Source organism: Nocardiopsis sp. LDBS0036, from assembly GCF_041228755.1.
Classification (GTDB): Bacteria; Actinomycetota; Actinomycetes; order Streptosporangiales; family Streptosporangiaceae; genus Nocardiopsis; species Nocardiopsis dassonvillei.
This window is the reverse complement of sequence record NZ_CP141103.1, coordinates 3,600,083-3,627,035: the sequence shown is the minus strand read 5'-3', so window position 1 is coordinate 3,627,035 and position 26,953 is coordinate 3,600,083. Positions and strand designations below refer to the sequence as shown.

Genomic DNA, 26,953 nt, shown 5'->3' with positions numbered 1-26,953 from the left:
TCGGGAGAACCCTGGGAACGGACTTCCGGTCAGGGTTATCTCACACCTCGTGTGTCCGAATACGGCCAATCACATATACGCACTTGGGGATGTCCGGGAGGGCTTCTCCCACCTGGGAGTCCCTGGTTTGTGACGTCGTCGCGAGGGGAAAGGGGATACGCTTGACAACGTGAGTCTGCGCTTCTACGACACCAGTGCCCGACAGGTCCGCGAGTTCGTCCCGCTGCGCGAGGGGGCCGCCTCCCTGTACCTGTGTGGTGCCACGGTGCAGGCACCCCCGCACATCGGGCACATCCGCTCCGGGGTGAACTTCGACATCCTGCGCCGCTGGTTGACGCACCTGGGGTACGACGTCACCTTCTGCCGCAACGTCACCGACATCGACGACAAGATCATCCGGGTCGCGTCGGACGAGGGCGTGCCGTGGTGGCAGGTCAGCGAGCGCAACCAGCGCGCCTTCACGCACGCGTACGAGATCCTGGGCTGCCTGCCGCCCACCGTCGAGCCGCGGGCCACCGGGCACGTGCCCGAGATGATCGACCTCATGCACCGCCTCATCGACGCGGGCCACGCCTACGCCGCCTCCGACGGCTCCGGCGACGTCTACTTCGACGTGCGCTCCTACCCGCCCTACGGGGGCCTGTCCAACCAGCGCCTGGACCAGGTCGTGGAGTCGGCCGACTGCGACGCGGACCGCGACAAGCGCGACCCCCGCGACTTCGCCCTGTGGAAGGGCGCCAAGCCGGGCGAGCCCAGCTGGCACACGCCGTGGGGGCGCGGACGCCCCGGCTGGCACCTGGAGTGCTCGGCCATGGCCACCAAGTACCTGGGCCCCAGCTTCGACATCCACGGCGGCGGCCTGGACCTGGTCTTCCCGCACCACGAGAACGAGCTCGCCCAGTCCCGCGCGGCCGGGGACGGCTTCGCCCAGTACTGGCTGCACAACGGGCTCCTCGTCGTCGGCGGCGAGAAGATGAGCAAGTCGCTCGGCAACTCCCTGCTCATCCCGCAGATGGTGCGCAAGGTGCGCCCGGTCGAGCTGCGGTACTACCTGGGCCAGGTGCACTACCGCTCGGTCATCGACTACTCCGACGCCGCCCTCCAGGAGGCGGCCACCGCCTACCAGCGCATCGAGGGCTTCCTCACCCGCGCCGTCGAGGTGTTGGGCGAGGTCGCCCCGGCAGCGGACGTCCCCGCGGAGTTCGCGTCCGCGCTCAACGACGACCTCGGGGTCTCCCAGGCGCTCGCCGTCGTGCACGGCCACGTCCGCGAGGGCAACACGGCGCTGGCGGCGGGCGGCAAGGAGCAGGCCGCCGAGATCGCCGGTGAGCTGCGCACCATGCTCGGCGTCCTGGGCCTGGACCCGCTCGGGGAGCAGTGGGCCACCGGCGGGGACCAGGGGCTGCGCGAGGTCGTGGACGCCCTGGTGGCGGTCGCCCTGGAGCAGCGCCAGGCCGCCCGCGGCCGCAAGGACTACGCGGCGGCCGACGCGATCCGCGACCAGCTCGCGGGGGCGGGCGTCGTGGTCGAGGACACCCCCGAGGGCCCGCGCTGGGACCTGCGCCGCGACTGAGGCGGCCCGGGCGGTGGCGCGGCGGCGTTAGTCTGGGAGTTTGCCGCCGCGTTCACGTTGGCAGGCCATATTCCACCAGCCGGATGCCACGCGCCTCCGGCATGCCCGCGACACTGACGGGGAGGCGGCGACCATGCCGGCGAAGAAGAGCAAGAAGGGCCCGACCAAGGGCAGCGGAGGCAAGGGCCGCCGCTCGCTGGAGGGCAAGAGCGGCACCCTGCCCGCCGAGCAGCGGCACTGGTACGAGGGCAAGCAGCGGGCCAGGGCCGCCCGCCGCCCCGACTCCGGAGGCGGTGCCCGGGGCCCGCAGCAGGGGGAGCGCCGCCGTGCGGACGCCTCCGACCTGCTGGTGGGGCGCAACCCGGTGGTGGAGGCGCTGCGCGCCGGCATGCCCGCCACCCGCCTGTTCCTGGCCAACAGCCTCGACCCGGACGAGCGCGTCAACGAGGCGGCCCGGATCGCCGGTGAGCGCGGCCTGGACGTGCTGGAGGTCACCAAGACCGAGCTGGACCGCCGCTGCGAGAGCAACGGCCAGCCCGGCGCGGCCCACCAGGGGCTCGCGCTCCAGGTGCGCCCCTACCAGTACCGCGCGCCCGAGGCCCTGCTGGACACGGCGCTGGAGTCCGACACCCCGGCGCTGATCGTGGCCCTGGACGGGGTGACCGACCCGCACAACCTCGGCGCCATCGCGCGTTCGGCCGCCGCGTTCAACGCGCACGGCCTGCTCATCCCCGAGCGCCGCTCGGCCGGGGTCAACCTCACCGCCTGGAAGACCTCCGCGGGCACCCTCGCCCGGCTGCCCGTGGCCCAGGCCACCAACCTGACCCGCGCGCTGGAGGGCTACAAGAAGGAGGGCGTGTTCGTCGTCGGCCTCGACGCCGGCGGCGACACCCCCATCCCGGACCTGGAGCTGGCCACCGGCCCGCTGGTCATCGTGATCGGCTCCGAGGGCAAGGGCCTGTCCCGCCTGGTGCGCGAGGCCTGCGACGTGGTCGCGAGCATCCCGATCGGCAACGCGGAGTCGCTGAACGCCTCCGTGGCCGCCGGGGTGTCCCTCTACGAGGTGGCCCGCCGCCGCTCCGCCGCGAAGGGGTAGCAGCGCCCCGCGCCGGACCCGTCCCGCTCCGCGCACGCGGAGAAGGGCGGGTCCGCGCTTTCGTTTTCCGCTCCGGCCCCGCGGGTAGCTGTGCTGCTGCACCTGACCATCGCAGAGGAAGCGGGTGGGCGGCATGGCGACTCCTCCTGTACCCGACTACGAGGACCTCTCGCTCCGGGACCTGGACGAACGCGTCCGCTCCCTCTCCGCGGAGCGGGTGCGCGAGCTGATCGCCTACGAGGAGAGCCACTCCGGCCGGATGCGGGTGCTGGAGCTGCTGAAGGACCGCCTGCACTCGGCCGAGGGAGGCGACGAGGCGCACCGGGACCCCGGGCCCGAGGGCGGGGAGGACGCCGCCGACGCCGCCGACGCGCGGGCGGTGCCCGAGAGCCCGGAGCGCCCGCCCGGCCGGGACCCGTCCTGACCGGGCGAACGGTCCGGGGAACGCGCATGGTCGTCCGTGAGGAGGCCCCGGTATGAGCCTGCGGCGCAGCGACCCGGCCGAGCCGGGGATCACCAGGCGTCGTCGCGGTCGCGGACACAGCTACCACGGCCCGGACGGCAGGCCGGTCACCGACCCCGACCAGATCCGGCGCATCAAGGAACTCGTCGTGCCCCCGGGCTGGCACGACGTGTGGATCTGCCCCTCGCCCGAGGGGCACATCCAGGCGTGCGGCACCGACGACGCGGGCCGCCGCCAGTACCTCTACCACGCCGAGTGGCGGCGCCGGAGCGAGGAGGCCAAGTACGACCGCATGCTCGACTTCGCCGAACTGCTCCCCAGGATCCGCGGCACGCTGGCCGAGCACCTGGGCCGCCGCGGACTGCGGCGCGAGCGCGTCCTGGCCGCGGCCGTCCGCCTGATCGACCTCGGCTTCCTGCGGGCGGGGGGCGACGCCTACGCCGCCCGCAACGACTCCTACGGGGTGGCGAGCCTGCTGCGCGAGCACGTCCACCGCAGACGCGGCACGGTGGTGTTCGAGTTCCCCGGAAAGTCCGGCCAGGACCAGCGCGTCGAGTGCGCCGAACCCGAGATCTGCCGGGTGGTCTCCGGCCTCCAGCGCGTCCGCTCACCGGGGCAGGACCTGTTCGCCTACCGCGTCGGCGACGACTGGCACGACGTGAACACCGACGACCTCAACTCCTACCTGCGCGAGGTCGCCGGGGAGGAGCACACGGTCAAGGAGTTCCGCACCTGGCACGCGACGGTCCTGGCCGCGGTCGGGGTGGCGGTGGCCGTGCCGCCCGAGGACGACAGGTCCCTGGCCCGGCTGAGGACCCACGTGGTCCGCGAGGTGGCCGACTACCTGGGCAACACGGAGGCGGTGGCCCGGGACTCCTACATCGACCCCCGCGTCTTCCGGCTGCACGAGCGGGGTGTGACGATCGCCGGGGCGCTGCCCGAACTGGGCGGTGAGGCGTCCTCGGGCGAACTCGCCACCCAGGGCGGGGTGGAGGAGGCGGTGCTGCGCATGCTGCGCGACAACGGCGACGCCTGAGGGCCGGGGGCGCGCCGGACCCGCGCGCCCCCGGCGGGTTCAGCCCTCCTGCGCGGCGATCAGGCTCGCCGGGCGCAGGTCGGTCCACTCGCGCTCCACGTACTCCAGTGCCTCGGCCCGGGAGGTCTCGCCCTGCGCCACCCGCCAGCCCCGGGGCACCTCGGCGAACGCGGGCCACAGGGAGTGCTGGCCCTCGTCGTTGACCAGCACGAGGAAGCGGGCGTCCTCGTCGTCGAAGGGGTTGCTCACGTCGTTCCGTCTCCTTGTCGTCGTGGGTGCCGCGCACCGTTCGCGCGGCACGGTCAGCGCGCCCGGCGGTTCCGCGCGCGCCCCCGCCCGGCCTCGCGCACGAGGCCGCGCAGCCGTTCGGTGTACTCGTCGGCCAGGGCCCGCACCGTCTCGGGCCGGTGCCGGTTGGCCGAGTAGGTCCAGGAGAACTCCAGCCGCCCGCCGGTGACGCCGCCGGTCACGTCGAACAGGCCGGTGCGCTCCTCCTGGGGGGCGTGGTCGCACGGCGGCAGGGGCAGCAGACGCCCCACGGGGCCGCCGTCCTGGTCGCCGAACCGCCCCAGGTAGTTGAAGGCCACCTGGGGTTCGGGCATCGCGGCCAGCGGAGCCGGAACCCCGTCGCCGCCCAGCTCGCGCAGCGCCCCGAACCCGATCGCCTCCGGCGCCGCCCGCCGCTGGGCCCGGGCGGCGGCCACCGCCTCGGCCGTGCCGGTGCCCGGGGGGACCTCCAGCAGCACCGGGTGGATGGCGGTGAACCAGCCCACCGTGCGGGACAGGTCCACGTCGTCGAACAGGTCCTCGCGGCCGTGGCCCTCCTTGGCCACCAGCAGGCGGGGGTCGCCGCTCCAGTCGGTCAGCACCCGGCCCAGCGCGCCGAGCAGCACGTCGTCGATGCTGCTGCGCAGCGTGCCGGGCACCCGGCGCAGCAGCGCCTCGGTCTCCTCCGCCGACAGGGAGGCCGTGACGATCCGCTGGGAGGCCACGTCGTTGGGGCCCGAGTCCAGCTCCACCGGCAGGCGGGCGTCCGCGGCCCGGGTCGCGAGGTCGGCCCAGTACCCGGCGTCCCCGTCGAAGGCGCCCCGGGCGGTGTGGTCCCCGAGGCGGCGCGCCCACTCGGGGAAGGGGGTGGTGGGCGCTCCCAGGTCCACCGCCTCCCCGCGCTCCAGCTGACCGTAGGCGGTGGCCAGGTCCTCCAGCAGCACCCGCCAGGACACGGCGTCGACCACCAGGTGGTGCGCCGACAGCAGCACGCGCGGAGCCCGGCGCCCGCCCGGGTCGAACACCACCGCCTCGAACAGGGGCCCCTCCGCGAGCCGTTTGGCGGGGCGCTCGCGCAGGGCCTCGCGCTCCACCGCCCGCTCCAGCTCCCCGTCGCCGCCGTCCACGCGCACCACCCTGGCGCCGGGCGCCGCGTCGGCGTCCAGGTGTCCGCGCGGGCCGTCCGCGGTGTCGGTGACCCGCAGCCGCAGCATGTCGTGGTGCGCGGGCAGGCTGTCGGCGGCCCGCGCCCACAGCCGGGGGTCGGTGCCCTCGGCCGCCTCGAACAGCAGCGACATGTCGAAGTGCTCGGGGCGGCGCGTGCGGGTGCGCAGGAACCAGCGCTCCACCGGCGTGGGCGGGACGGTTCCGGTGACCGGGATCCGCACGGGCGCGCCGTCCGCGGCCCCGCCCCGCTCGGCCGCGGCGGCCAGGTCGGCGACGGTCTGGTGCAGGAAGGCGTCGCGCGTGGTGATGTTCCATCCGGCCTCGCGCACCCGCGAGACCATCTGGATGCTCAGGATCGAGTCGCCGCCCAGCGAGAAGAAGTTGTCGTGGCGGCCCACGTCCGCGACCCGCAGCAGCTCCGCCCAGATATCCGCGAGCGACTCCTCGACGGCGCCGCGCGGGGCCGCGTCCGGGGCGGCGCGCTCCCCGGGCTCGGCGGGCTCGGGCAGGGCGGCCCGGTCCACCTTGCCGTTGGCGTTGAGGGGGATGGCGTCCAGGAACACCACGGCGCCCGGGACCATGTAGTCGGGCAGGGTCCGGCGCAGCCGCTCGCGCAGGTCCGGCAGGTCCGCGTCCGCTCCCGGAGCGCGGACCGCGTAGGCGACCAGGCCGCGCGCTCCGGAGGCGGAGCGGTGCACCTGGACGGTGGCCTGCGCCACGTCGGGCAGGCGCAGCAGGGCCGCCTCCACCTCCCCGGGTTCGATGCGAAAGCCCCGCAGCTTGACCTGGGAGTCGGCGCGGCCGGTGTACTCCAGTTCGCCGGAGTTGTTCCAGCGCACCAGGTCACCGGTGCGGTAGAGCCGCCCGCCGTCGCCGAAGGGGTCGGCCACGAAGCGCTCGGCGGTCAGCCCGGGGCGGCCGTGGTAGCCGCGGGTGACCCGGCCGCCCACGTACAGCTCGCCGACCGCGCCCACCGGGACCGGCCGCAGCCGCTCGTCCAGCACGTGCAGCCGGGTGCCGTCCAGGGGGCGGCCGATCGGCACCGGTTCGGGCGTGGCGCCCTCCCGGGGCAGCGCGTGGTGGGCGGCGAAGGTCGTGGTCTCGGTGGGCCCGTAGCCGTTGGCCACGATCGTGTCCGGGCAGGCGCGGCGCACCCGCTCCACCGCGTGCGGGCTGGCCGCCTCGCCCCCGGTGATGACCTGCTCCATCCCGGTGAAGCAGGAGGGGTCCTGCGCGGCGTAGAGGTTGAACAGCGCCGCGGTGACGAAGGTGGCGCTGACCCGGTGCTCCGACACCAGGGCGGCGAAGCCGTCCGCGTCCAGGCGCCCCGGCGGGGCCACCACGACGGTGCCGCCGGTCAGCAGCGCCGCCCAGATCTCGTAGGTGGCGGCGTCGAAGGCGTGTGAGGAGTGGAAGAGCGTGCGCCGGGCGTGCCCGCCGGACCAGCGCCGGTCCGCGGCCAGGCGCACCACGTCGGCGTGGGTCACCGCCACGCCCTTGGGCGCGCCGCTGGAACCGGAGGTGTACATGACGTAGGCGAGCTGGTCGGGGCGGGCGCCGTCCAGTCCACGCGCCCCGACGTCCGTGGCCGGTGCGGCGTCGGCGGCGTCGACCAGCACCGCCGTGCAGGTCGGCGGCACCCGGTCGGCGGAGGCGGTGTCGGTGATCGCGCAGGGCGCCCCCGTCTCGGCGACCAGCAGGCGGACGCGTTCGGCGGGGTCGTCGGCGTGCACGGGGACGTAGGCGCCCCCGGCGCGCAGCACCGCGAGCATCGCGGTGACCACGTGCGGCCCCCGCTCCAGCAGCAGGGGCACGGGCGTCTCGGTCCCCACCCCCAGTGAGCGCAGCCGCGCCGCCAGGGCGGCGGAGGCGCGGTCCAGTTCGGCGTAGGTCACCGCCGTGCCGGGGCCCGCCAGGGCCGGGTGGTCGGGGTTCTCGCGCGCCCGCTCGCCGAACACGCCGGGCACCGAGGCCGGGGGGTGGCCGGGCGCGCCGGTGCCCCAGGACCGCAGGGCCTCGGCCTCCTCCGGGGCGGGCGCGGGGGCCAGGGAGCGCACGGGCGCCCCGGGCGCGCGGGAGAGCAGGTCGAGGACGGCGGTCAGGTGGTGGGCGATCCGGTCGGCGGTGCGGGCGTCGAACAGGTCGGTGTCGTACTCCACCGCGCCCAGCAGCCGCCCGTCCTCCTCCGCGAACTCCACCGTCAGGTCGAACTGGGTGTGCCGGTGGACGACGTCGTGCGGGCGCGCGCGGAGTCCGCCGACCCTCCAGGGGGCGCCCGGTGTGTTGCGCAGGGTGACCAGCGCCTGGACCAGGGTGGGGCGGGAGGGGTCGCGTTCCTGCCCGGTCGCGTCCACGACGCCGTCGAAGGGCACCTCGCCGTGCTCGAACGCGGCCAGGACGGTCTCGCGCACGTCGGCGAGCAGCGAGGCCGCGCTCGCGTCGGGGTCCACCCGCAGGCGCAGGGCCACGGTGTCGACGAAGAACCCGACCGTGTTCTCCAGGGCCGCGTCGTCGCGCCCGGAGGTCACCGTGCCCAGCACGAGGTCGCGCTGGCCGCTGTGGCGGGCGAGGGTCACCGCGGTGGCGGCGGCCAGCACCATGAACAGCGTCAGGCCGTGCTCGGACTCCAGCGCGCGGACGCCCTCGCGCACCCGCGCGGGGACCTCGAAGGCGCGCGCGGCGCCGAGGCCGCGCCGCCGGGCGGGCCGGGGCCGGTCGGTCGGCAGCGCCAGGGGCTCCACCCCGGCGAGCTGCTCGCGCCAGTACCGCAGGTGTTCCTCGAAGGCGCCCGAGCGGGCCCGTTCCTCCTGCCACACGGCCACGTCGGTGGCGCGCAGGCCCACCGGCTCCAGGTCCGCGGCGCCGGGCAGCGCGTCGGCCGGGACGCCGGGCCGCTCGCGGGCGGCCTCGTAGAGCGCGCCCAGGTCCCCGAAGAGCACCGACATCGACCAGGCGTCGGTGACGATGTGGTGCATGGCGACGGAGAGGACGTGGTCGCCCTCGTCCACGCGCACCAGCAGGACCCGGGTCAGGGGTCCACCGGCCAGGTCGAAGGGACGCGCGGCGAACTCCTCCAGCAGAGCGTCCAGCCGCTCCTCGCGTCCGGCGCCGGGCGGGCCGTCCAGCTCGACCGTCTCCACGGGCAGACCGGAATCGGGGAGCACGACCTGGTGCGGCGTGCCGTCCCGGGAGGGGAAGACCGTGCGCAGCGCCTCGTGGCGCGCGGACAGGGCGTGCAGGGCCCGCTCCAGCGCCGCGGTGTCCAGTTCACCGGTCAGGCGCAGCGCGCCGCCGGAGTTGTACCCGGACCCTCCGGGCGAGTACTGGTCCAGGAACCACATCCGGCGCTGGGCGGCGGACAGGGGCGCGGGGCCCTGGCGCTCCGTCCGCGCGGGCGCGTCGCGGCGGTCGCCGGAGCCGTCGTAGAGCTCGGCCAGCGCCGCGATGGTGGGCCGCTCGAACAGCGCGCGCAGCGGGGGCCGGTAGCCCAGCCGCTCGGCGGCGCGGGCGAGCACGCGCACGCCGGTGACGGAGTCGCCGCCCACGCGGAAGAAGTCGTCGTGCACGCCGACGCGCTCCAGGCCCAGCAGGGAGCACCACACCCGGGCCAGCTCCCGCTCCGCGCGGTTGCGCGGGGCCGTGTGCCCGGCGCCGGAGCGCGCGGCCCAGTCCACGGCGGGCAGGGCGCGCCGGTCGGTCTTGCCGTTGGCGGTGACCGGGACGCTCTCCAGCACGACGAAGGCCGCCGGGACCATGTAGGCGGGGAGCACACGGGCGGCCCGCTCCAGGTCGGCGGGGGTCGGGGCGTGCCCGGGGGAGGGGACGGCGTAGGCGACCAGGCGGCGCGAGGCTCCGGTGCCGTCGACCACGACCACGGCCCGTTCGACCCCGGGCAGGCGGGTGAGGGCGTGCTCGACCTCGCCCGGCTCCACGCGGTGGCCGCGGATCTTGACCTGGTCGTCGGTGCGGCCGAGGAACTCCAGCCGTCCGCCGACGCGGCGGACCAGGTCGCCGGAGCGGTACATGCGCCCGCCCTCGGCGTCCGGGTCGGCGACGAAGCGCGCGGCGGTGGTGCCGGGCAGGTTGAGGTAGCCGTGGGCCAGCCCGTCGCCGCTGATGTAGAGCTCGCCGGGGACGCCGTCGGGCACCGGGCGCAGCCAGCGGTCCAGGACCCGTACGCGGGTGCCCGTCGCGGGGTCGCCCAGGGGAGGGATGCCGCCGTCCGTCAGCGGCGCGCTGAGGGTGGTGCACACGGTGGACTCGGTGGGGCCGTAGCCGTTGTACACGGCCCGGTCGCCGCAGAAGCGGGCGACCTGCTCGCCGGGGCAGGCCTCGCCCGCGACGAGCAGGTGCTCCACCGGGCCCAGCTCGTCGGGGGACAGGCCGGGCAGCAGCGCGGGCGGCAGGGTCACGTGGGTGACGCGGTGCTCGCGCAGGGCGCGGGGCAGGCCCTCGCCCGCCAGGGACGGCCGCGGCAGCAGCACGGCGGCCGCGCCGTTGAGCAGCGCCACCACCAGCTCGGCGATGGCCGCGTCGAAGCTGGGGGAGGCGAACTGGAGCAACCGCGAGCCGGGGCCCACGCGCATGCGCTCGCCCTGGAAGGCGGCCAGGGCGGCCAGGCCGCGGTGCGCCACCAGGACGCCCTTGGGCCTTCCGGTGGAGCCGGAGGTGTAGATGAGGTAGGCGGGGTCCTCGGGGAGGACGCGCTCGCGCAGCGGCTCCGCGCGGTCCACGTCGGGGTCGGCCGCGTCCACCAGCGGACCGCCCCCGGGGAGGCGACGGGCGCCCGCGGCGTCGGCGACCACCGCGCGCGGCTCGGCGTCGTCGAGGATCGCGGCCAGGCGCTCCTTCGGGTACTCCGGGTCCAGGGGGACGTAGACCGCCCCCGCGTACACCACTCCCAGCAGGGCCTCGGCCAGGGCCGGGCCGCGCTCCACGCACACGCCGACGCGGTCGCCCCGCGCCACGCCGAGTTCGCGCAGCCGCCGGGCCAGGCGCGCGGCCCGCCCGTCCGCCTCGGCGAAGGAGACGGTGCGGTCCGCGCCGACCAGGGCGGGGTCGTCGGGGCGCAGGCGCGCCCGCTCGGCGAACAGCTCGGGCAGGCTCCGCGGCCGGGGCCCGGGCTCCCCGGTCCAGGAGCGCTCCAGCTCCCCGGCCCGCTCGGGGCCGACCAGCGCCACGGCGCGCAGCGGCCGGGGGTCCTCGGCGTTCTCCAGCACCCGCACCAGGTCCTGGACCAGGCGCTCCACGGTGGCGCGGTCGAAGAGCGCGGTGTCGAACTCGGCCGAACCGGCGACGCCGCCGGGGCCGGGACGGAACTCCAGGGTCAGGTCGAAGACCGACTGGCCGCGCCGCACCGGCACGGGCTCGGCCTCCAGGCCGCCCAGCCCCGTCGCGGGCCCCTGGGCGCTCTGGAAGACCACGGCGGCCTGTACCAGCGGCGGCACGGCGGGGTCGCGTTCGGTCAGGACGGCGTCCACGACCGTGTCGAAGGGGACCTCACCGTGGTCGAGGTCGGCGAGGAACCCGGCGCGCGTCCGGTCGAGCAGCGCGCCGAAGGACAGCTCCTCGTCCACGTGCTGGCGCACGGCCAGGGTGTTGACGAAGAAGCCCGCCGTCGCGTGCAGCCGCCGGTCCTCGCGGCCGGAGGCGACGGTGCCCAGCACCACGTCGGGGTTGCGGCTCCAGCGGGCCGCGGTCACCTGGGCCGCGGCCAGCAGCACCGTGGACAGGTGGGTGCCGTGGTCGGCGGCCAGGCGTTCGAGGCGCTCCGTCAGAGGTGCGGACAGCGCGAAGGGCAGGGTGTCGCCCGCTCCCTCGCGCACGGCCGGGCGCGGGCGGTCGGCGGGCAGTTCGAGCACGGGCGGGTCGGCGAGCCTGCGGCGCCAGTACTCCAGCGAGCGGTCCAGGGCGGGGCCGTCCAGGCGCGTGCGCTGCCACGCGGCGTAGTCGGCGTACTGGAGGGGCGGCGCGCCCAGCTCCTCGGCCAGGGATTCCGGCGCGCGTCCGGGGTCGGCGGTGGCGGCGCGGTAGAGGGTGTCCAGTTCGGTGCGCAGCAGGTCCAGGGACCAGCCGTCGGTGACGATGTGGTGCAGGCACAGCACCAGCACGTGGACGCCGGGTCCCTCGGCCAGCAGCCTGGCCCGCATCAGGGGGCCGCGCTCCAGGTCGAAGGGCAGGGCGTACTCGCGGGTCGCCAGTTCGGCGGCCTCCTCGCGGCTCCCGGCGGCGGTCACCGGCAGCTCCACCTCGCGGGGGGCGCCGATGACCTGGCGCCCCTCGCCGTCCACCTCGGTGAAGGTCGTGCGCAGGGACTCGTGCCGGTGCACGAGCGCGGTCAGGGAGCGCCGCAGCGCCCTGGCGTCCAGGTCCCCGGTCAGCCTCAGCACCAGGGCGGAGTTGTAGTCGGTGCGGCCGGGAGCCATCTGCTCCAGGACCCACAGCCGCTGCTGGGCGAAGGACAGCGCGGCCGGGCGGTCGCGGGGCACGCTCGGGATGTCCTGGCCGCTCCCGCCGCGCGAGCGCAGGCGGCGCAGGACCTCCTCGCGTGCCCTGGCCCGGGCGGCGTCGGTGGTGGGGTCGGCGGTGGCTTCGCTGCTCATGGTGGCTGTGCCGGTCCTCGTCTGCGCAGGGTGTGGATCAGGCGTTGGGGCCCACGGCGAGCCCGCTCAGGCGCAGGGTGCGCCCGTTGTACTGGAGCGCCGTGGCGCGCCGGGGCTCGGCGGGGTCGGCCAGGAAGCGCCCGCTGAGTGTGATCCCGCCGTGGCGCTCGGAGACGACGCGGAAGGCGCCGCCCGGGCCGGTGGACAGCGCGCCCTCGAAGCCGTTGGACATGACCAGCCGGTACCCGTCCCTGCCGGGGACGACCTCGGCGGCCAGGCCGCCGTTGCCGTAGCGCCCCGTGACGCGGTCCGGGCCGGGCCCGGTGGCGGTGCCCTCGGCCGCGGCGTCGGGCTGGCGGTAGTGGCCCACGTCCACCCCCAGCTCGCGCAGGCCGCGGACCACGTGCTCCCAGGCGGTCACGCCGGTGGTGGCGTTGGTGGTCAGCGCCACCACCGAGCCGCCCTCGGGGTCCACGCGCAGGTTGCAGGTGGCGCCGTCCAGGGTGCCGTCGTGGCCGTACCACAGGCGGTCACCGGCCAGGTGCAGCGACCACCCGGCGCCCCAGCCGTCGGCCAGGCCGAAGGGGTCGGCCACGCTCACGGAGCGGCCCATCTCGCGCAGCACGTCCGGTGCGGCGACCTCGCCGTCCAGGGCGGCGTGCTCGGGGTCGAGGAAGGCGCGGCCGAAGGCGGCCAGGGCGGTGGCGCTGGCGGCCAGGCCCCCGGCCGGGGCCAGCGCGGGCTCGATGTGGAAGCCCACTGGGTGGGCCCGGCCCGCGCCGTCGACGGCGTGCCCGGTGACCAGGTCGGCGGTGGGGAAGGGGCGCGGCGCCAGGACCGGCGCCAGTTCCATGCCGGTGGAGCCGCACAGGTGCGACTCCACGGTCTCCCACCAGCTCTGCCCGGTGACGGTCTCCACGAGCCGGCCCGCCACGGCGTAGCCGGTGTTGGAGTAGGAGAACAGCGTGCCCGGCTCGGCGACGCGGTCCTCGGGCGCGAGCGAGGAGACGTAGCGGCGCAGGGAGGGCGCGGGCGCGGTCTCGGAGCGCTCCGAGACCAGTCCGGCGGTGTGGCTGAGCAGCTGGCGGGGGGTGGCGCCCCGCAGCGGGTGGTCGGGGGAGGACCCGCCCAGGTGGTCCAGGACCGGGGCGTCGAGGTCGACGTCTCCGTCCTCCACCAGTTGCATGACCAGGGCGGCGGTGACGGTCTTGGTCACCGACCCCATCGGGAAGAGCGAGTCGGGCGCCACGGGGCGCCCCGTCTGGATGTTCTCCACCCCGGTGGCGCAGGTGTGCAGCTCACCGCGGTGGTAGACCGCCAGTTGGGCTCCGGGGACGCCGGCCTGGTGAGAGGTCCGGCGGAGCAGGTCGGACAGGGCGTCGCGCACGACGTTCTCCTCGTGGGAGTCGGAGGGCACCCGAAAGGCCGGCGCTCGGGACGGGAGCGGCCGGTCGCTTCGGTGGGGACGGGGCGGTACACCGCACGTGCCACGGATACTCACATATCGCTTCGAATCTTGGCAAGGGTTTCGGATATGTCGGGAACCAGGTGACGGGGAATACGGTCCGGGCCTTCCAGGAGATTTCCGGGGTGTGAAGACATTAGCCCCGTACCGAGGCCTTCGTGTTTTTCCCGGTGTATCCCCGCCGTTAGCAGGGGGTTCGCCTTCCGGTCGGGACGGTGAAGGCTTGGATGGGATGGTCGTGTCGCGTTGTGGACGTCGGTCGACAACGGCCTGGGTTTACCCGCGTGATTGTGTTCCTTGTCACCCGTTCGTGCTGGTGAAGAGGGGATTGCGGTCAATAGTGCTCCTGTTCGCGTATGCGCTGTTTTGGTCGCTGAAACGGCGGTTCTTCGGCGGGAGCGGGGCCGAAGGGATCGTCGGGTGAACGCGGTTCGGTCTTTTGTGGAGTAACCCGTGTACTGGGTTCCGGGGTGTGGTATGGGCCTTGTCGAGGTCCTGAGCAGCGGTGATGTTCCCGCCCGGGCGGGTGTGCTCCCGTGGGGCGGCGTCGGGGTGCGGCCGTCGGGGCCCGGGGTGGGGGGTGTGGTTTCGGCGGTGTCGTACGTCGGGGGCGTGCGTACGGGGCTGACCTGCGGGCGGAGGAGGGATTTCCCTGATGGCCGCATGTGGACAGGTATTGCCCAATCCTTTACTTTGAGTAATTTAACCACTCCGTACGGTATCTAAACCTTCCGCTCTTGTGTGGCTTTTGTTCGCTTTACATGGCTTTGTGCTGGCGCGATATGTTGAATATGGCTTTTGCTCTATTTTGTCTGATTTGGGGCTTGAGTATTCCGTGTGGTGCAAGGTGCTCGGTCTGGGGTTATCTGTCGTCGAAGGGAATATCTGGATGAAGGTGTTTTTGGTAAAGTGCCCGGTTGGATAAGCCGGTATGGCACGCTCTGTTGACGTCCGGCGGTCCGCTGGGAATGGCGGTCCGATTCGCGTCCGCCCGCCCGCCGCCGGACGGCCACGTCACCACCGAGGCGGCGGGCGGCCGGACCCCCACACCGCCCCCACACCCGACCCTCCGCCGTCCTCCCTCCCGAACACGCGCCAGGAGCCGTCACGTGCTGTCCTCCCAGGAGTCCACCCGTCCCGTCCCCGCCCCCGCGGACACGGCCCCGCCCTCCTCGGTCCCGGATGCCTTCGCCGCGCAGGCGGCCCGCACCCCCGACGCCCCGGCCCTGCTCGGCGGCTTCCCCACGGTGACCTACGCCGAGCTCGACGCCCGCTCCGCCGACCTGGCGCGCCTGCTGCTGGCCCGCGGGCTCGCACCCGAGGGCACCGTCCTGCTCGCGCTGGAGCGGGGGCCGCACGTGGTCACCGCGATGCTCGCGGTGCTGCGCGCCGGGGGCGCCTACGTGCCCGTCCACCCCGACGAACCCGCCGAGCGGGTGCTCGCCGCCGCCGAGCGCACCGGCGCGCGCCTGGTGCTCACCGACCGCGCGCTCGGCCCCCGCCTGCCCGCCCGCCTGGCCGACCTGGCCCGGATCATCGACCTGGACGCGGAGGGCGGCCCGGAGACCGGAGTGGACGGACGGGGCGGCACGGCCCGGAACGGTGTCGCCGGGGAGGGCACGGCCGTGGGCGGTTCCACCAGGGGCGACTCCGCCGGGGGCGGCTCAACCGGGGACCGTGCCACCGGGGACGGCTCCGCCAACGGTGTCACCGGACCGGAGCTGCCCGCCCCCCACCCCCGCGCGCTGGCCTACGTCATGCACACGTCCGGCTCCACCGGAGAGCCCAAGGGAGTGGCGGTCACGCACGCCGACGTGGTGGCGCTGGCGCGCGACCCCCGCTGGGGCGGCGGCCGTGACCGGCGCGTGCTGCTGCACTCCTCGCACGCCTTCGACGCCGCCACCTACGAGATCTGGGTACCGCTGCTGCGCGGCGGCGCCGTGGTCGTCGCTCCGCCGCAGCGGCTCACCGCCGGGGAGTTCGGCGCGCTGGCCCGCCGCCACCGGATCACCTCCACCTTCGTCACCGCCGCCCTGTTCGACCTGTTCGCCGCCCAGGACCCCTCCTGCTTCGCCCCGCTGCGCGAGGTCATCGCCGGGGGAGAGGCCGTCCCGCCCGGCGCGGTCCGCGCCGTGCTGGACGCCTGCCCCGGCACGGCGGTCGCCAACGGCTACGGGCCCACCGAGACCACCACCTTCGCCACGCACTTCGCCGTGGACCGCGACCGGCCCCCGCTGCTGTCGGTGCCCATAGGCACGCCCCTCGACGGGATGCGCGCCCGGGTGCTCGACGACCGGCTGGTTCCGGTCGCGCCGGGCGCGGTCGGGGAGCTCTACGTGGGCGGGACCGGGGTGGCCCGCGGCTACCTGGGCCGCCCCGGACTGACCGCCGAACGCTTCGTGGCCGACCCCCTCGGCGGCGGCGAGCGGCTCTACCGCACCGGCGACCTGGTGCGCCGCGACGCCGACGGCCTGCTGGAGTACGTCGGCCGCGCCGACTCCCAGGTCAAGATCCGGGGCTTTCGGATCGAACCCGGGGAGATCGAGGCCGCGCTACTGGCCCAGGACGGCGTCTCCCAGGCCCTGGTCACCGTCCGCGAGGACGCCCCGGGCGCGCGCGTCCTGGTCGGCTACGTCGTCGGTACCGCCGACACCGGCGCCCTGCGCGAACGCCTGGCCGACCGCCTGCCCGGCTACATGGTTCCCACCGCCGTCGTGGCCCTGGACGCGCTGCCCCTGACCGCCAACGGCAAGGTCGACCACCGCGCCCTGCCCGCGCCCGCCGTCCGCTCCGCCGCCGACCACGTCGAGCCGCGCGAGGGCGCCGAGCGCGCCGCCGCCGAGGAGTTCGCCGCGGCCCTGGGCCTGGAGCGCGTCGGCGCCCGCGACGACTTCTTCGCCCTGGGCGGCGACTCCATCCTCGCCGCCCGCGTGGCCTGGCGCCTGGGCGAGCGCCTGGGCACCGGCCTCGACCCGCGCGCGCTGTTCCGCCATCCCACCCCCGAGGGCATCGCCGCGGCCGAGGACGCCGGGCGCCGCGAGGAACCCATCGCCCCGGCCGGGCGCGGCCGACCGCTGCCGCTGTCGGCCGCCCAGCGCCGCCTGTGGTTCCTGCACCAGCTCGACGGCGACAGCGCCGAGTACCACACCGGAAGCGCCTTCCGCCTGCGCGGACCGCTCGACGTGCCCGCGCTCGGCCGCGCCCTGGAACTGCTCCAGCAGCGCCACGAGGCCCTGCGCACCACCTACGACACCGTCGACGGCGAACCCGTCCAGTACGTCCGCGAACCCCGCGCCGACCTGCTCACCGTGCGCGAGATCCCCTCCGCCGACCCGGCCGACCGGGGGCGGGAGCTGCACCGGCACCTGCTGCGCGAGGTGGACACCCCCTTCGACCTCGTGACGGGGCCGCCCACCCGCGCCCTGCTGCTGCGCCTGGACGAGCGGGACCACGTCCTGGTCCTGAGCACCCACCACATCGCCTGCGACGGCTGGTCGGTCGACCTGCTCCACCGCGACCTCGCCGCGTACTACCGGGCCGCCGTGCGCGGTGAGGAGCCCGACACCCGCGCGGAGACCGACTACGCCGACTTCGCCGTCTGGGAGCAGGGCCGCTGGGAGGGGCCCGAGGCCCGGCGCCGCCTGGAGTACTGGGCGCGCGTCCTGGAGGACGTGCCCCCGCTGGCCGTGCCCACCGACCGCCCCCGGCCCGCCCGGCGCACCACAGCCGGAGCCGTGCACCGCACCCGCCTGACCCCCGACCAGCTCCGGGGCCTGCGCGCGCTGGGCGGGGCGTGCGGCGCCACGCTCTTCGCGACCCTGGCCGCCCTGACCCAGGCCGTGCTCTCGGCCGCGTCGGGCTCGGCCGACGTCGCCCTGGGCGCGGCCTCCGCCGGACGCGACCACCCCCAGTTGGAGGACGTGGTCGGCTTCTTCGTCAACCCGGTCGTGCTCCGCTCGCGCCTGAGGCCGGGCACCACCGCTGCCGAGTTCGTCGGGCAGGTGCGCGCCGAGGCCGACGCCGCCCTCGCCCACGAGATGCCCTTCGACCGGGTCGTCGACGCCCTGGTCACCGAGCGCGACCCCGCCCGCGGCCCCCTGTTCCAGGCGCTGATGGTCCTCCAGAACGCCCACACCGGCGGGCTGGAGCTGGAGGGCCTGCGCGCCGAGGAGGTCGACCTGCCGCGCACCGCCGCCCTGGCCGACCTGGTCTTCGAGTACGCCGAACGCGACGGAGCCCTGCGCCTGTCGGTGGAGTACAACACCGACCTGTACGACGCCGGGCGCGTGGCGGCCCTGGCCGACTCCCTGTCCCGGCTGGCCGACGCCGTCGTCGCCGACCCCGGCCTGGACCTGGCCGCCCTGGACCTGCGGCCCGAGGCCGAACGCGCCCTCCTGGACTCCTGGGAGCACGCCCCCGCCCAGGGTGCGCCCGCCTCCGTGACCGCCGCGTTCGCCGAGCAGGCCGCCCGCACCCCCCGCGCCCCGGCCCTGGTCGGCGACTTCCCCGCGCTGACCTACGCCGAGCTCGACGCCCGCTCCGCCGACCTGGCCCGCCTGCTGCGGGCCTGGGGGGTCGGCACGGAGGACGCCGTGCCCCTGCTGCTGGAGCGGGGGCCGCACGTGGTCACCGCGATGCTCGCGGTGCTGCGCGCCGGGGGCGCCTACGTCCCCGTCCACCCCGACGACCCCGCCGAACGCGTGGCCTGGACGCTCGCCCGCACCGGCGCGCGCGTCATCGTCACCGACACCGCCTCGCGCTCCCGCCTGCCCGAGGGCACCGACGCGCGCGTACTGGTCCTGGACGGGCACGGCCCCTACCCGACCGTGCGGACCGAGGACCCCCTGCCAGAGGCCGACCCGCGCGCGCTGGCCTACGTCATGCACACCTCCGGCTCCACCGGAGAGCCCAAGGGCGTGGCGGTGACCCACGCCGACGTGGTGGCCCTGGCGCGCGACTCCCGGTGGGGCGGGGGCCGCGACGAGCGGGTGCTCTTCCACTCCTCGCACGCCTTCGACGCCGCCACCTACGAGATCTGGACGCCGCTGCTGCGCGGCGGGGCCGTGGTCGTCGCGCCGCCCGGGCGCATGAGCGCCGAGGAGTTCGGCGCGCTGGCCCGCCGCCACCGGATCACCTCGACCTTCGTCACCGCCGCGCTGTTCAACCTCTACGCCGCACAGGACCCCTCCTGCTTCGCCCCGCTGCGCGAGGTCATCACGGGGGGCGAGGCCGCCAGCCCGGCGAGCGTGCACCGGGTGCTGCGGGCCTGCCCCGGCACCGCGGTCGCCAACGGCTACGGGCCCACCGAGACCACCACCTTCGCCGCCCACCACACCGCCGCGCGCACAGCGGAACCGGTGCGCACCGTGCCCATTGGCGCACCCCTGGACGGCATGCGCGCGCGGGTGCTCGACACCCTCCTGCGCCCGGTGCCCCCGGGCGCGGTCGGGGAGCTCTACGTGGGCGGGGCCGGAGTGGCCCGCGGCTACCTGGGCCGCCCCGGACTGACCGCCGAGCGCTTCGTGGCCGACCCCGCGGGAGACGGCGAACGGTTCTACCGCACCGGCGACCTCGTGCTGTGGAACGGCTCCGGGGAGCTGGAGTACGTCGGCCGCGCCGACTCCCAGGTCAAGATCCGGGGCTTCCGGATCGAACCCGGCGAGGTCGAGGCCGCCCTGCTCGCCCTGGAGGGCGTCGCCGAGGCCGTCGCCCTCGTGCGCGCCGCACCCGGCGGCGGGCGCAGACTCCTCGCCTACGCCGTGCCCTCGGCCGGGGAGGCGGACGAGGAGACCGCCGAGGAGTGGCGCCGCGCCCTGGTCCGCGTCCTACCCGGCTACATGGTTCCCGCCGCCGTCGTGGCCCTGGACGCCCTGCCCCTGACCGCCAACGGCAAGGTCGACCGCCGCGCCCTGCCCGACCCCGGGCACGGCGGGGAGCACACCGCCCCCCGCACCGACACCGAACGGATCCTCGCCGAGGTGTTCGCCTCCGTCCTGGCGGTGGAGCGCGTGGGCGTCCACGACGACTTCTTCGCCCTGGGCGGCGACTCCATCCTCAGCATCCAGATGGTCTCCCGGGCCCGCCTGGCCGGTGTGGAGCTGAGCAGCCGCGACGTCTTCTCCCACCCCAGCGTCGCCGCCCTGGCCGAGGTGGCGCGGGTGCGGCGGCCCGGCGCGTCCGGCACCGGGCCGGTGAGCGGCCCGCTCACCGCCACGCCCGTCATGGGCTGGTTCGACCGCACCCACCCCGTGGCCCCCGACCACTTCGCCATGTCCGTGCTGCTCGACCTCGCCCGGCCCCTGGAGCCGCGCGCCCTGCGCACCGCCCTGGCCGCCCTCGCCGACCACCACGACATGCTGCGGCTGCGCCGCGACGGCGACGGCCCGCGCGTGGCCGAACCCGGCACGGCCGCCCCGCCGCTGAGCGTGGTCGACCTGTCCGGGCACGAACCCGGACGGGCCCGCGACCTGGCCGAGGAGAGCATCCGGGCCGCCCACCGCGGCCTCGACCTGGCCCGAGGCCCCGTCTTCGCCGCCGTCCTGCTCGACTCCGGCCCCGAGGGCTCCCGGCTGCTGCTGACCGCCCACCACCTCGTCGTGGACGGGGTGTCCTGGAGGGTGCTGCTGGAGGACCTGGCCACCGCCTACCGCCAGGCCGCCGAGGGCGCGCCCGTGGACCCGGGGCCGCGCACCACACCCTTCTCCGTGTGGGCCGACCGCCTGGCCCGGCACACCGCCGAGGGGGCCTTCGACGCCGAACTCGACACCTGGGCCGAGGTCGCCGCCACCCGCGCCGAACCGCCCCGCGACCACCCCGGCCGGGGCAACGGCCTGGTGCGCGACCAGGAGGTGGTCACCGCCGGGCTGTCCGAGGAGGACACCCGCCGCCTGCTGGCCGAGGCGCCCGCGGCCTTCCGCACCCGCGTCAACGACCTGCTGCTGTCCGCCCTGGGCCGGGTGCTGTGCGAGTGGACCGGCTCCGCGCGCGTGCCCGTGGACCTGGAGGGGCACGGCCGCGAGGACCTGTTCGAGGACCTGGACACCTCACGCACCGTGGGCTGGTTCACCACCGTGTTCCCCGTCGTGCTCACCGGCCGACCCGACCGGACCGAGCGGATCCGCGCCACCAAGGAGATGCTGCGCGCGGTCCCCGGCAACGGCCTGGGCTACGGCGCCCTGCGCCACCTGGGCACGCCCGAACAGCGGGCCCGTCTGGAACGCGACCCCGCGCCCGGCGTGAGCTTCAACTACCTGGGCCGCTTCGACACCGACCCCGGCCGGGGCGCCCTGCACACCGCGATGCGGCTCAACCCCGGCGGCGAGCACTCCCCGGACGAGGAGCGCGCCCACCTGGTCGAGGTGGTGGGCCGCTTCGAGGGCGAACGCCTGGTCTTCGACTGGTACCACGCCACCACCGTCCACGGCACGGCCACCGTGCGCCGCCTCGCCGAGGCCATGGCCGCCGAACTCGCCGCGCTGGTGGAGCACTGCCTGGACCCCGCCCACGGCGGGGCCACCCCCTCCGACTTCCCGCTCGTGCGCCTGGAGCAGGACGAGGTGGACCGCCTCGTCGGCGACGGCCGCGACGTCCAGGACGTGTGGCCGCTCACCCCCATGCAGCAGGGCATGTTCTTCCACTCCGCCCTGGAGCCCGACTCCGGCTCCTACCTGGAGCAGGTGGTCGTGGACCTGGGCGGCGTGGACGACCCCGGGGCCCTGGGCCGCGCCTGGCGGCGGGTGGTCGCGGCCACCCCCGTCCTGCGCGCCCGCGTGGCCTGGGAGGGGCTGTCCGAACCGGTCCTGCTCGTGCACCGCGCCGTCCCCGTCGAGGTGGCACACCTGGACCTGCGCGGCGCGGCGGAGGAGGAGCGCGAGCGTGCCCTGGCCGACCACCTGGCCGAGGACGCCGCCCGGGGCGTGGACCCCGTCCGCGACCCGCTCCTGCGGGTGGCCCTGCTGCGCACCGGCGACGCCTCCGTGCGCCTGGTGTGGACCTTCCACCACCTCGTCCTGGACGGGTGGAGCCTGCCCCTGGTCATGGAGGACGTCCTGGCCGCCTACCGGGGCGGCGTCCCGGCCGCGCGCCCCGACTTCCGGGAGTACCTGCGCCGCCTGGCCGGACGCGACGCCGAGGAGGGGCACGCCTTCTGGCGGGGCGTGCTGGAGGGCGTCACGGAGCCCACGCCGCTGCCCTACGACCGGCCGCCCGCCGCCCTGCGCGCCGCCCGCTCCAGCGCCCGGAGCCAGGCCGTCCTCGCGCCGGAGCGGGCCGGGGCCGTGCACGCCTTCGCCCGCGCCCACGGCCTGACCGTCAACGCCGTGGTCCAGGGCGCGTGGGCCCTGCTCCTGTCCGCGTACTCGGGGCGGGCCGACGTGGTCTTCGGCGCGACCACCTCGGGACGCCCCGACGACATGCCCGGGGTCGAGGCCGCGGTGGGCCTGTTCATCAACACCCTGCCCGTGCGCGTGGCCGTGGACCCCACCGAGCCCGTGGCGCGGTGGCTGCGCCGCCTCCAGGAGGACCAGGCGCGCTCACGGGCCCAGGACCACCTGTCGCTGGCGCGCGTGCAGGCCGAGGCGGGCCTGCCCGGGGACACCCCGCTCTTCGACAGCGTCGTGGTGTTCGAGAACTACCCCGTGGACGAGGCCGCCGCCGCCGAACACGGGCTGCGGGTCCGATTCGTCAACGCGGTGGAGGCCACCAACTACCCGCTCGCGCTGAGCGCCTACGCCTCCGACGGGCTGCGCCTGGTCTTGGGGCACGACCCGGCGTGCTTCGACGCCGGGACCGCGGATCGCCTGCTGGGCGACCTGGAGCGCATCCTGGTCTCGCTCACCGAGGACCCCGAACGCCCCCTGGGCCGGGTGGCCGGGGCCGACCCGGCCCGCTCCCTGGCCCTGGCCGACGGGGGCGGCGAGGAGCCGCCCGCCGCCACCGTCACCGGCCTGTTCGCCGAGCGGGCCGCCCGTCACCCCGAGGCGACCGCCCTGGCCGGCGCGGACGGCGAGTGGACCTACGCCGAGCTGGACGCCGAGGCCGACCGGGTCGCCGACCGCCTGGCCGCGCTGGGCGTGGGCGCGGAATCCCGGGTGCTGCTGCTCATGCCGCGTTCGCCGCGGGTGGTGGCCGCCATGCTCGGCGTCCTGCGCACGGGGGCCGCCTACGCGCCGCTGCACGAGACCGTTCCGGCGGAGCGGGTCGCCTCCCTGGCCCGCGCGCTGGGCGCGCGCGTGGCCGTGGCCGATCCCGGCATGGCCGACCGCTGCGCGGACATGGAGATGGTGGTGGGCTACGCCGCGGACGGCACGCTGTCTGGTGCTGGTGCTGGTGCTGGTGCTGGTGCTGGTGCTGGTGCCGGGGCTGATGCTGTCGGTGGTGCGGACGGCGGCCCGGGTGTGACCACTGGTGCGGGAACCGGGGTCGGTGCGACCGCTGATGTCGGTGGGGACGCGGGTCCTGGTGTCGACGCGGGGACCGGAGCCGGTACGAGTACGACCGCCGGGGGCGGGGCCGGTGCCCGCCGGGGTCCGGTGCACGGGCACACCGCCGCCTACGTCATGTTCACCTCGGGCTCCACGGGCACGCCCAAGGGCGTGGTGGTCGACCACCGGGCCGTGGTCGCCCTCAGCGCCGACTCCCGCTGGCGCGAGGGCCACGACAGGGTGCTGTTCCACTCCCCGCACGCCTTCGACGCCGCCACCTACGAGGTCTGGGTGCCGCTGCTCAACGGCGGAACCGCGGTGGTGGCCGACGGGCCGGTCTCCGCCGACGCCCTGCGCGAGCACACCGCCCGGCACGGGGTCAGCGCGGTCTTCCTCACCACCGCCCTGTTCAACCTCTTCGCGCAGCAGGACCCGGAGTGCTTCGCGGGGCTGCGCGAGCTGTGGACCGGCGGGGAGGCCGCCGACCCGGCCTCCCTCGCCCGCGTGCGCCGGACGTGCCCCGACACAAAGCTGGTGCACGTGTACGGGCCCACCGAGGCCACCACCTTCGCCACGTGCACCCCGCTCAGCGCGGAGGAGGCCGACGCCGGGCACTGCCCGATCGGCCGCCCCATGGACGCCACCGGCGCCCACGTCCTGGACGGCGCCCTGCGCCCGGTCCCGCCCGGCGGGGTGGGCGAGCTGTACCTGTCCGGGCCGGGGACGGCGCGCGGCTACGACGGCCAGCCCGGCCTGACCGCCGAGCGCTTCGTGGCCGACCCCTTCGGAGACGGCGGGCGGCTCTACCGCACCGGCGACCTGGTGCGCTGGTCCGCCGAGGGGCGCCTGGTCTTCGTGGGACGCGCGGACGGCCAGGTGAAGCTGCGCGGGTTCCGCATCGAGACGGGCGAGGTGGAGGCCGCCCTGCTCCGTGGGCCCGGGGTAGCCCAGGCCGTGGTGCTCGTGGCCGAGGCACCCACCGGCGGACGCCAGCTCGTCGCCTACGTCACCGGAGGGGAGGTGGACGCGGAGCTGGTGCGCGAGCGACTGTCCCGCGAACTGCCCGCCTACATGGTGCCCGCGGCCGTCACCGCGCTGGAGGCGCTGCCGCTCAACGCCAACGGCAAGGTGGACCGGGCCCGCCTGCCCGAACCCGCCTGGGCGCGCGCCGCCGCGCCCGTCCACGTCGAGCCGAGCACCCCCACCGAGGAGGCCGTGGCCGAGGTGTGGGGGCGCACCCTGGGGCTGGAGCGCATCGGCCGCGACGACAACTTCTTCGACATCGGCGGTGACTCGGTGCGCAGCCTCCAGGTGGTGCGCGAGGTCGAACGCCTGCTGGACGTCACGGTGCCCACCCGGCTGCTGTTCGACCACCAGACGGTGCGCGCCTACGCCGAGGCGGTGGAGGACGTGCTGCTGGAACAGATGTGACGCGGGGCCCGGGCGCCGCCGACCGGCGGCGCCCGGGCGGTCCCTCTGCTGACGGGGTCACCCGGTGCGCGGCTCGGTCCGGCGGGGGCCCGCTACCCCGGCGGCGGGGCGGACGGGTGCTTCGCGGAGGAGAACTGTCCCGTGGCGATCAGGACCGCGACGAGTACGAGCGGCACGATCCACCCGCTCCAGCCCAGGATCGTGGCCTGCGTGGTGTCGACGTGCTCGCCCGCTTCGGCGAAGAGGAGGTAGGTCCCGCCCGCCCCGTTGAACGCGGCGTGGGCGAGGGCCGCGGGCCACACCGATCCCGATCGCAGCCGCAGCCAGCCGAAGACCGCGCCGACCAGGACGCACATGACGACCATCGCGGCCACGCCGACCCAGCCCGGCGCGTCCGGGTAGTTGTACCCCAGGAGGATGAGCGGAGCGTGCCAGAGGCCCCAGACGACTCCCATGACCAGGAGGGCGGGGAGCGTACCGAGCGGCATCAGTTTCGGGAGCAGCCATCCGCGCCATCCGAGTTCCTCCCCGAGCGCCGGGATGAGGTTGATGAACGCGGCCATGGGGAGTGCGGCGAGCTGGATGGCGATGAGCGCGCCGACCGGTATCGGGATTCCGGCCGTTCCGGCCTGCTCGTCGAGGACCTGCCGGAACGCCGAGAAGTGCGCGAAGTCGGCCGGATAGACCCCGAGCAGCGCGCCGACAGGGAGCGCCGCCAGGACGAGAGCGATGGGCACGACGATCCCCAGCGCCGCGTAGCCGAGCAGTCTGCGGACCGGCGTCAACGGCCACAGCCCGAGCGTCCACGCCTTCCGCCGCGGCCGCTCCACGAAGAACACGACGACGAGGGCGGCGATCGCGGGGGTCGTCATCGTGGCGGTGGCCACGAGCGGGAACCAGGGTTCGGAGAGCCCGTCACCGAACCAGAGCGGGAGCGCGAAGAGCCAGGCGAGTGCGAACGCCAGGGCGGTGAACACCCCGATGGACCGCAGGTCGCGGCCGCTCATGCGGGTTCCGTCCCGGGTCGTGGGCGTGTTCGGTCCGGGCGGGGACGCGGCGGTCACGGCGTCCGCCCTTCGAGGATGTGCAGACCGGCGATGGTCCGGTCGTCGCGGAACGCGATCCGTGCCGTGTAGTCGCCCGCCTCCAACGAGAGCGGCGTGTTCGTTATCGTCACGTCGCCGGCCCGGGTGACCTCCGGCTCCCCATGCCCCTCGAAAGCTCCCGCCAGGCCGACGATCTGCGCCCACGCGGCGGCGAGCGCGTCCTCTGACAGGCCATCGCGCATGGTCGGATCGAACCGCTCGGTGACACGCGACCATCGCCCGGACGCGAGGTCCTCGATCACCGAGGCGGCCAGTTCGGCGACGCCGGGTAGCGGCGTGGTGTTCATCGGTTCTCCTGTCCTTGGATCGATCGGTTTGCCGTAGCGCTGGAACGCTGCCTGTCGGCTCACGCCGAGCGCGTCACCGACGACCTGCCACGTGGCACCGTTCTGCCGGGCCTGTTGTACGACGGCACGCACGACGTCATCGGCGGCCGTCTGCATGCTCACGGCGCGCCTGATCGAGTCGGTCCAGTCGTCGTCCCTCGTCAGGACGCGTGACGCGAGGAACGCCTCCGTGCGCGCTTTCAACACCCGCAACGCCTCTGTCAAGCTAGCTTGCATTCGTAAACTATAGCTTTACAAGTGGGGCGTGCGCCAGCCGCTGTCCCGCCTGTTCCGTAACCGCGGACCGCCGCGCTCCCACCGCGCGGGCGAGGAGGCCATCGCCTTCACCCGCCCGGCCCGAAGGACCGGGGCGCCGGTCAGCCGAGCCGGTCGGCGACGGCGGTCACCGCCGCCAGGACCACCGCGCGGTCCGGTGTGCCCTCGTCGCGCTCGAAGTGGCGGTGCAGCGACCACCCCTCGACCAGGGCGTCCAGCGCGCGGCACGCCTCTGGGGGAAAGTGCGCGGACAGGGAGGCGCGGCTGACGTCCATCCACGCGCGCGCGGCCCTGCGGACCGCCTCGTCGTGGTTGGCGTAGGAGTACATCTCGAAGAGCAGCGCGAACTGGTGGGGCGTGGCGTACTCGGGCCCGCAGATGAGGTCGGCCACGGCCTCGCACGCCTCGGCGCGGTCGCGCGCCGCCGCGAGCCGGTGCGCGTAGTACTCCGACATGGTCCCCGCCAGGTGCGTGAACGCCTGCTCCAGGATCGCGGACAGGCCGTCGAAGTGGTAGGTGAGCGAGCCCAGAGGCACCGAGGCGCGCTCGGCGATCGCCCGGTGCGTGGTCCTGTGCACACCGCGCTCGGCGATCACCTCCAGCGCCGCGGCGAGGATGCGCTCCTTGCGTCGCGGGTCGTTGGCCACCCGCCTGGTTCCGGCCATGTTCCCCTTCCGGCCTCGGAGCCCTGCGTCCACGGCCATTCTGGTACGCGGCCGCCCC

11 protein-coding genes are annotated in these 26,953 nt (G+C 75.4%); 5 read left to right on the top strand and 6 right to left on the bottom strand.

Translation table 11 applies throughout. The features are described from left to right. Positions 1 to 169 precede the first annotated feature (169 nt). From cysS to UIS43_RS15210, 4 genes are all read left to right on the top strand, one after another. Complete coding sequence (gene cysS / locus UIS43_RS15225) at positions 170 to 1,573, top strand: cysteine--tRNA ligase (protein ID WP_013155310.1); 1,404 nt, start codon at positions 170 to 172, stop codon at positions 1,571 to 1,573. A 133-nt stretch (positions 1,574 to 1,706) separates the two neighbouring features. Next, the gene (rlmB, locus tag UIS43_RS15220) at positions 1,707 to 2,669 is read left to right on the top strand and encodes a 23S rRNA (guanosine(2251)-2'-O)-methyltransferase RlmB (RefSeq protein ID WP_013155309.1); all 963 of its coding nucleotides are present in this window, start codon (positions 1,707 to 1,709) and stop codon (positions 2,667 to 2,669) included. Positions 2,670 to 2,802: 133 nt separating this feature from the next. Then, positions 2,803 to 3,093 (top strand): hypothetical protein, encoded by a 291-nt coding sequence (locus UIS43_RS15215; RefSeq protein ID WP_358453787.1) that lies wholly within the window; start codon positions 2,803 to 2,805, stop codon positions 3,091 to 3,093. A gap of 52 nt (positions 3,094 to 3,145) precedes the next feature. Continuing rightward, entirely contained in the window at positions 3,146 to 4,168 is a 1,023-nt protein-coding gene (locus tag UIS43_RS15210) for a DNA topoisomerase IB (RefSeq protein ID WP_370010460.1), read from the top strand. A 39-nt stretch (positions 4,169 to 4,207) separates the two neighbouring features. Here UIS43_RS15210 and UIS43_RS15205 read toward each other — a convergent pair whose 3' ends face one another. Genes UIS43_RS15205 through UIS43_RS15195 form a run of 3 tightly spaced genes read right to left on the bottom strand, consistent with a single transcriptional unit; the run spans position 4,208 to position 13,591 of the window. Further along, entirely contained in the window at positions 4,208 to 4,417 is a 210-nt protein-coding gene (locus UIS43_RS15205; RefSeq protein WP_013155306.1) for an MbtH family protein, read from the bottom strand. Between the two features lie 53 nt (positions 4,418 to 4,470). Then, complete coding sequence (locus UIS43_RS15200; RefSeq protein WP_370010457.1) at positions 4,471 to 12,204, bottom strand: amino acid adenylation domain-containing protein; 7,734 nt, start codon at positions 12,202 to 12,204, stop codon at positions 4,471 to 4,473. Positions 12,205 to 12,241: 37 nt separating this feature from the next. Further along, on the bottom strand, positions 12,242 to 13,591 hold the full coding sequence (locus tag UIS43_RS15195) for a serine hydrolase domain-containing protein (RefSeq protein ID WP_370010455.1): 1,350 nt from the start codon (positions 13,589 to 13,591) through the stop codon (positions 12,242 to 12,244). A 1,187-nt stretch (positions 13,592 to 14,778) separates the two neighbouring features. On the opposite strand from UIS43_RS15195, the gene UIS43_RS15190 reads away from it, so the two are divergent. Continuing rightward, positions 14,779 to 24,522 carry an amino acid adenylation domain-containing protein gene (locus tag UIS43_RS15190; RefSeq protein WP_370010452.1) on the top strand — a complete coding sequence of 3,248 codons (9,744 nt, stop codon included), beginning with the start codon at positions 14,779 to 14,781 and terminating at the stop codon, positions 24,520 to 24,522. A gap of 92 nt (positions 24,523 to 24,614) precedes the next feature. Here UIS43_RS15190 and UIS43_RS15185 read toward each other — a convergent pair whose 3' ends face one another. The 3 genes from UIS43_RS15185 to UIS43_RS15175 all read right to left on the bottom strand — a co-directional run bounded on the left by UIS43_RS15185 (position 24,615) and on the right by UIS43_RS15175 (position 26,895). Then, positions 24,615 to 25,529, bottom strand: coding sequence for a lysostaphin resistance A-like protein (locus tag UIS43_RS15185; protein ID WP_370010449.1), 915 nt, complete (start codon positions 25,527 to 25,529; stop codon positions 24,615 to 24,617). 53 nt (positions 25,530 to 25,582) lie between these two features. Further along, a complete protein-coding gene (locus tag UIS43_RS15180) occupies positions 25,583 to 26,191 on the bottom strand; it encodes a DUF3887 domain-containing protein (RefSeq protein WP_049800322.1) in 609 nt (202 codons plus the stop codon). 140 nt (positions 26,192 to 26,331) lie between these two features. Further along, entirely contained in the window at positions 26,332 to 26,895 is a 564-nt protein-coding gene (locus UIS43_RS15175) for a TetR/AcrR family transcriptional regulator (protein WP_370010446.1), read from the bottom strand. Positions 26,896 to 26,953 lie beyond the last annotated feature (58 nt).

Excerpts from the sequence above, each read along its gene's own strand:
- rlmB (WP_013155309.1), top strand. The coding sequence starts at position 1,707 with ATGCCGGCGAAGAAGAGCAAGAAGGGCCCGACCAAGGGCAGCGGAGGC.
- UIS43_RS15215 (WP_358453787.1), top strand. The coding sequence starts at position 2,803 with ATGGCGACTCCTCCTGTACCCGACTACGAGGACCTCTCGCTCCGGGAC.
- UIS43_RS15210 (WP_370010460.1), top strand. The coding sequence starts at position 3,146 with ATGAGCCTGCGGCGCAGCGACCCGGCCGAGCCGGGGATCACCAGGCGT.
- UIS43_RS15200 (WP_370010457.1), bottom strand. The coding sequence starts at position 12,204 with ATGAGCAGCGAAGCCACCGCCGACCCCACCACCGACGCCGCCCGGGCC.
- UIS43_RS15185 (WP_370010449.1), bottom strand. The coding sequence starts at position 25,529 with ATGAGCGGCCGCGACCTGCGGTCCATCGGGGTGTTCACCGCCCTGGCG.
- UIS43_RS15180 (WP_049800322.1), bottom strand. The coding sequence starts at position 26,191 with ATGCAAGCTAGCTTGACAGAGGCGTTGCGGGTGTTGAAAGCGCGCACG.
- UIS43_RS15175 (WP_370010446.1), bottom strand. The coding sequence starts at position 26,895 with ATGGCCGGAACCAGGCGGGTGGCCAACGACCCGCGACGCAAGGAGCGC.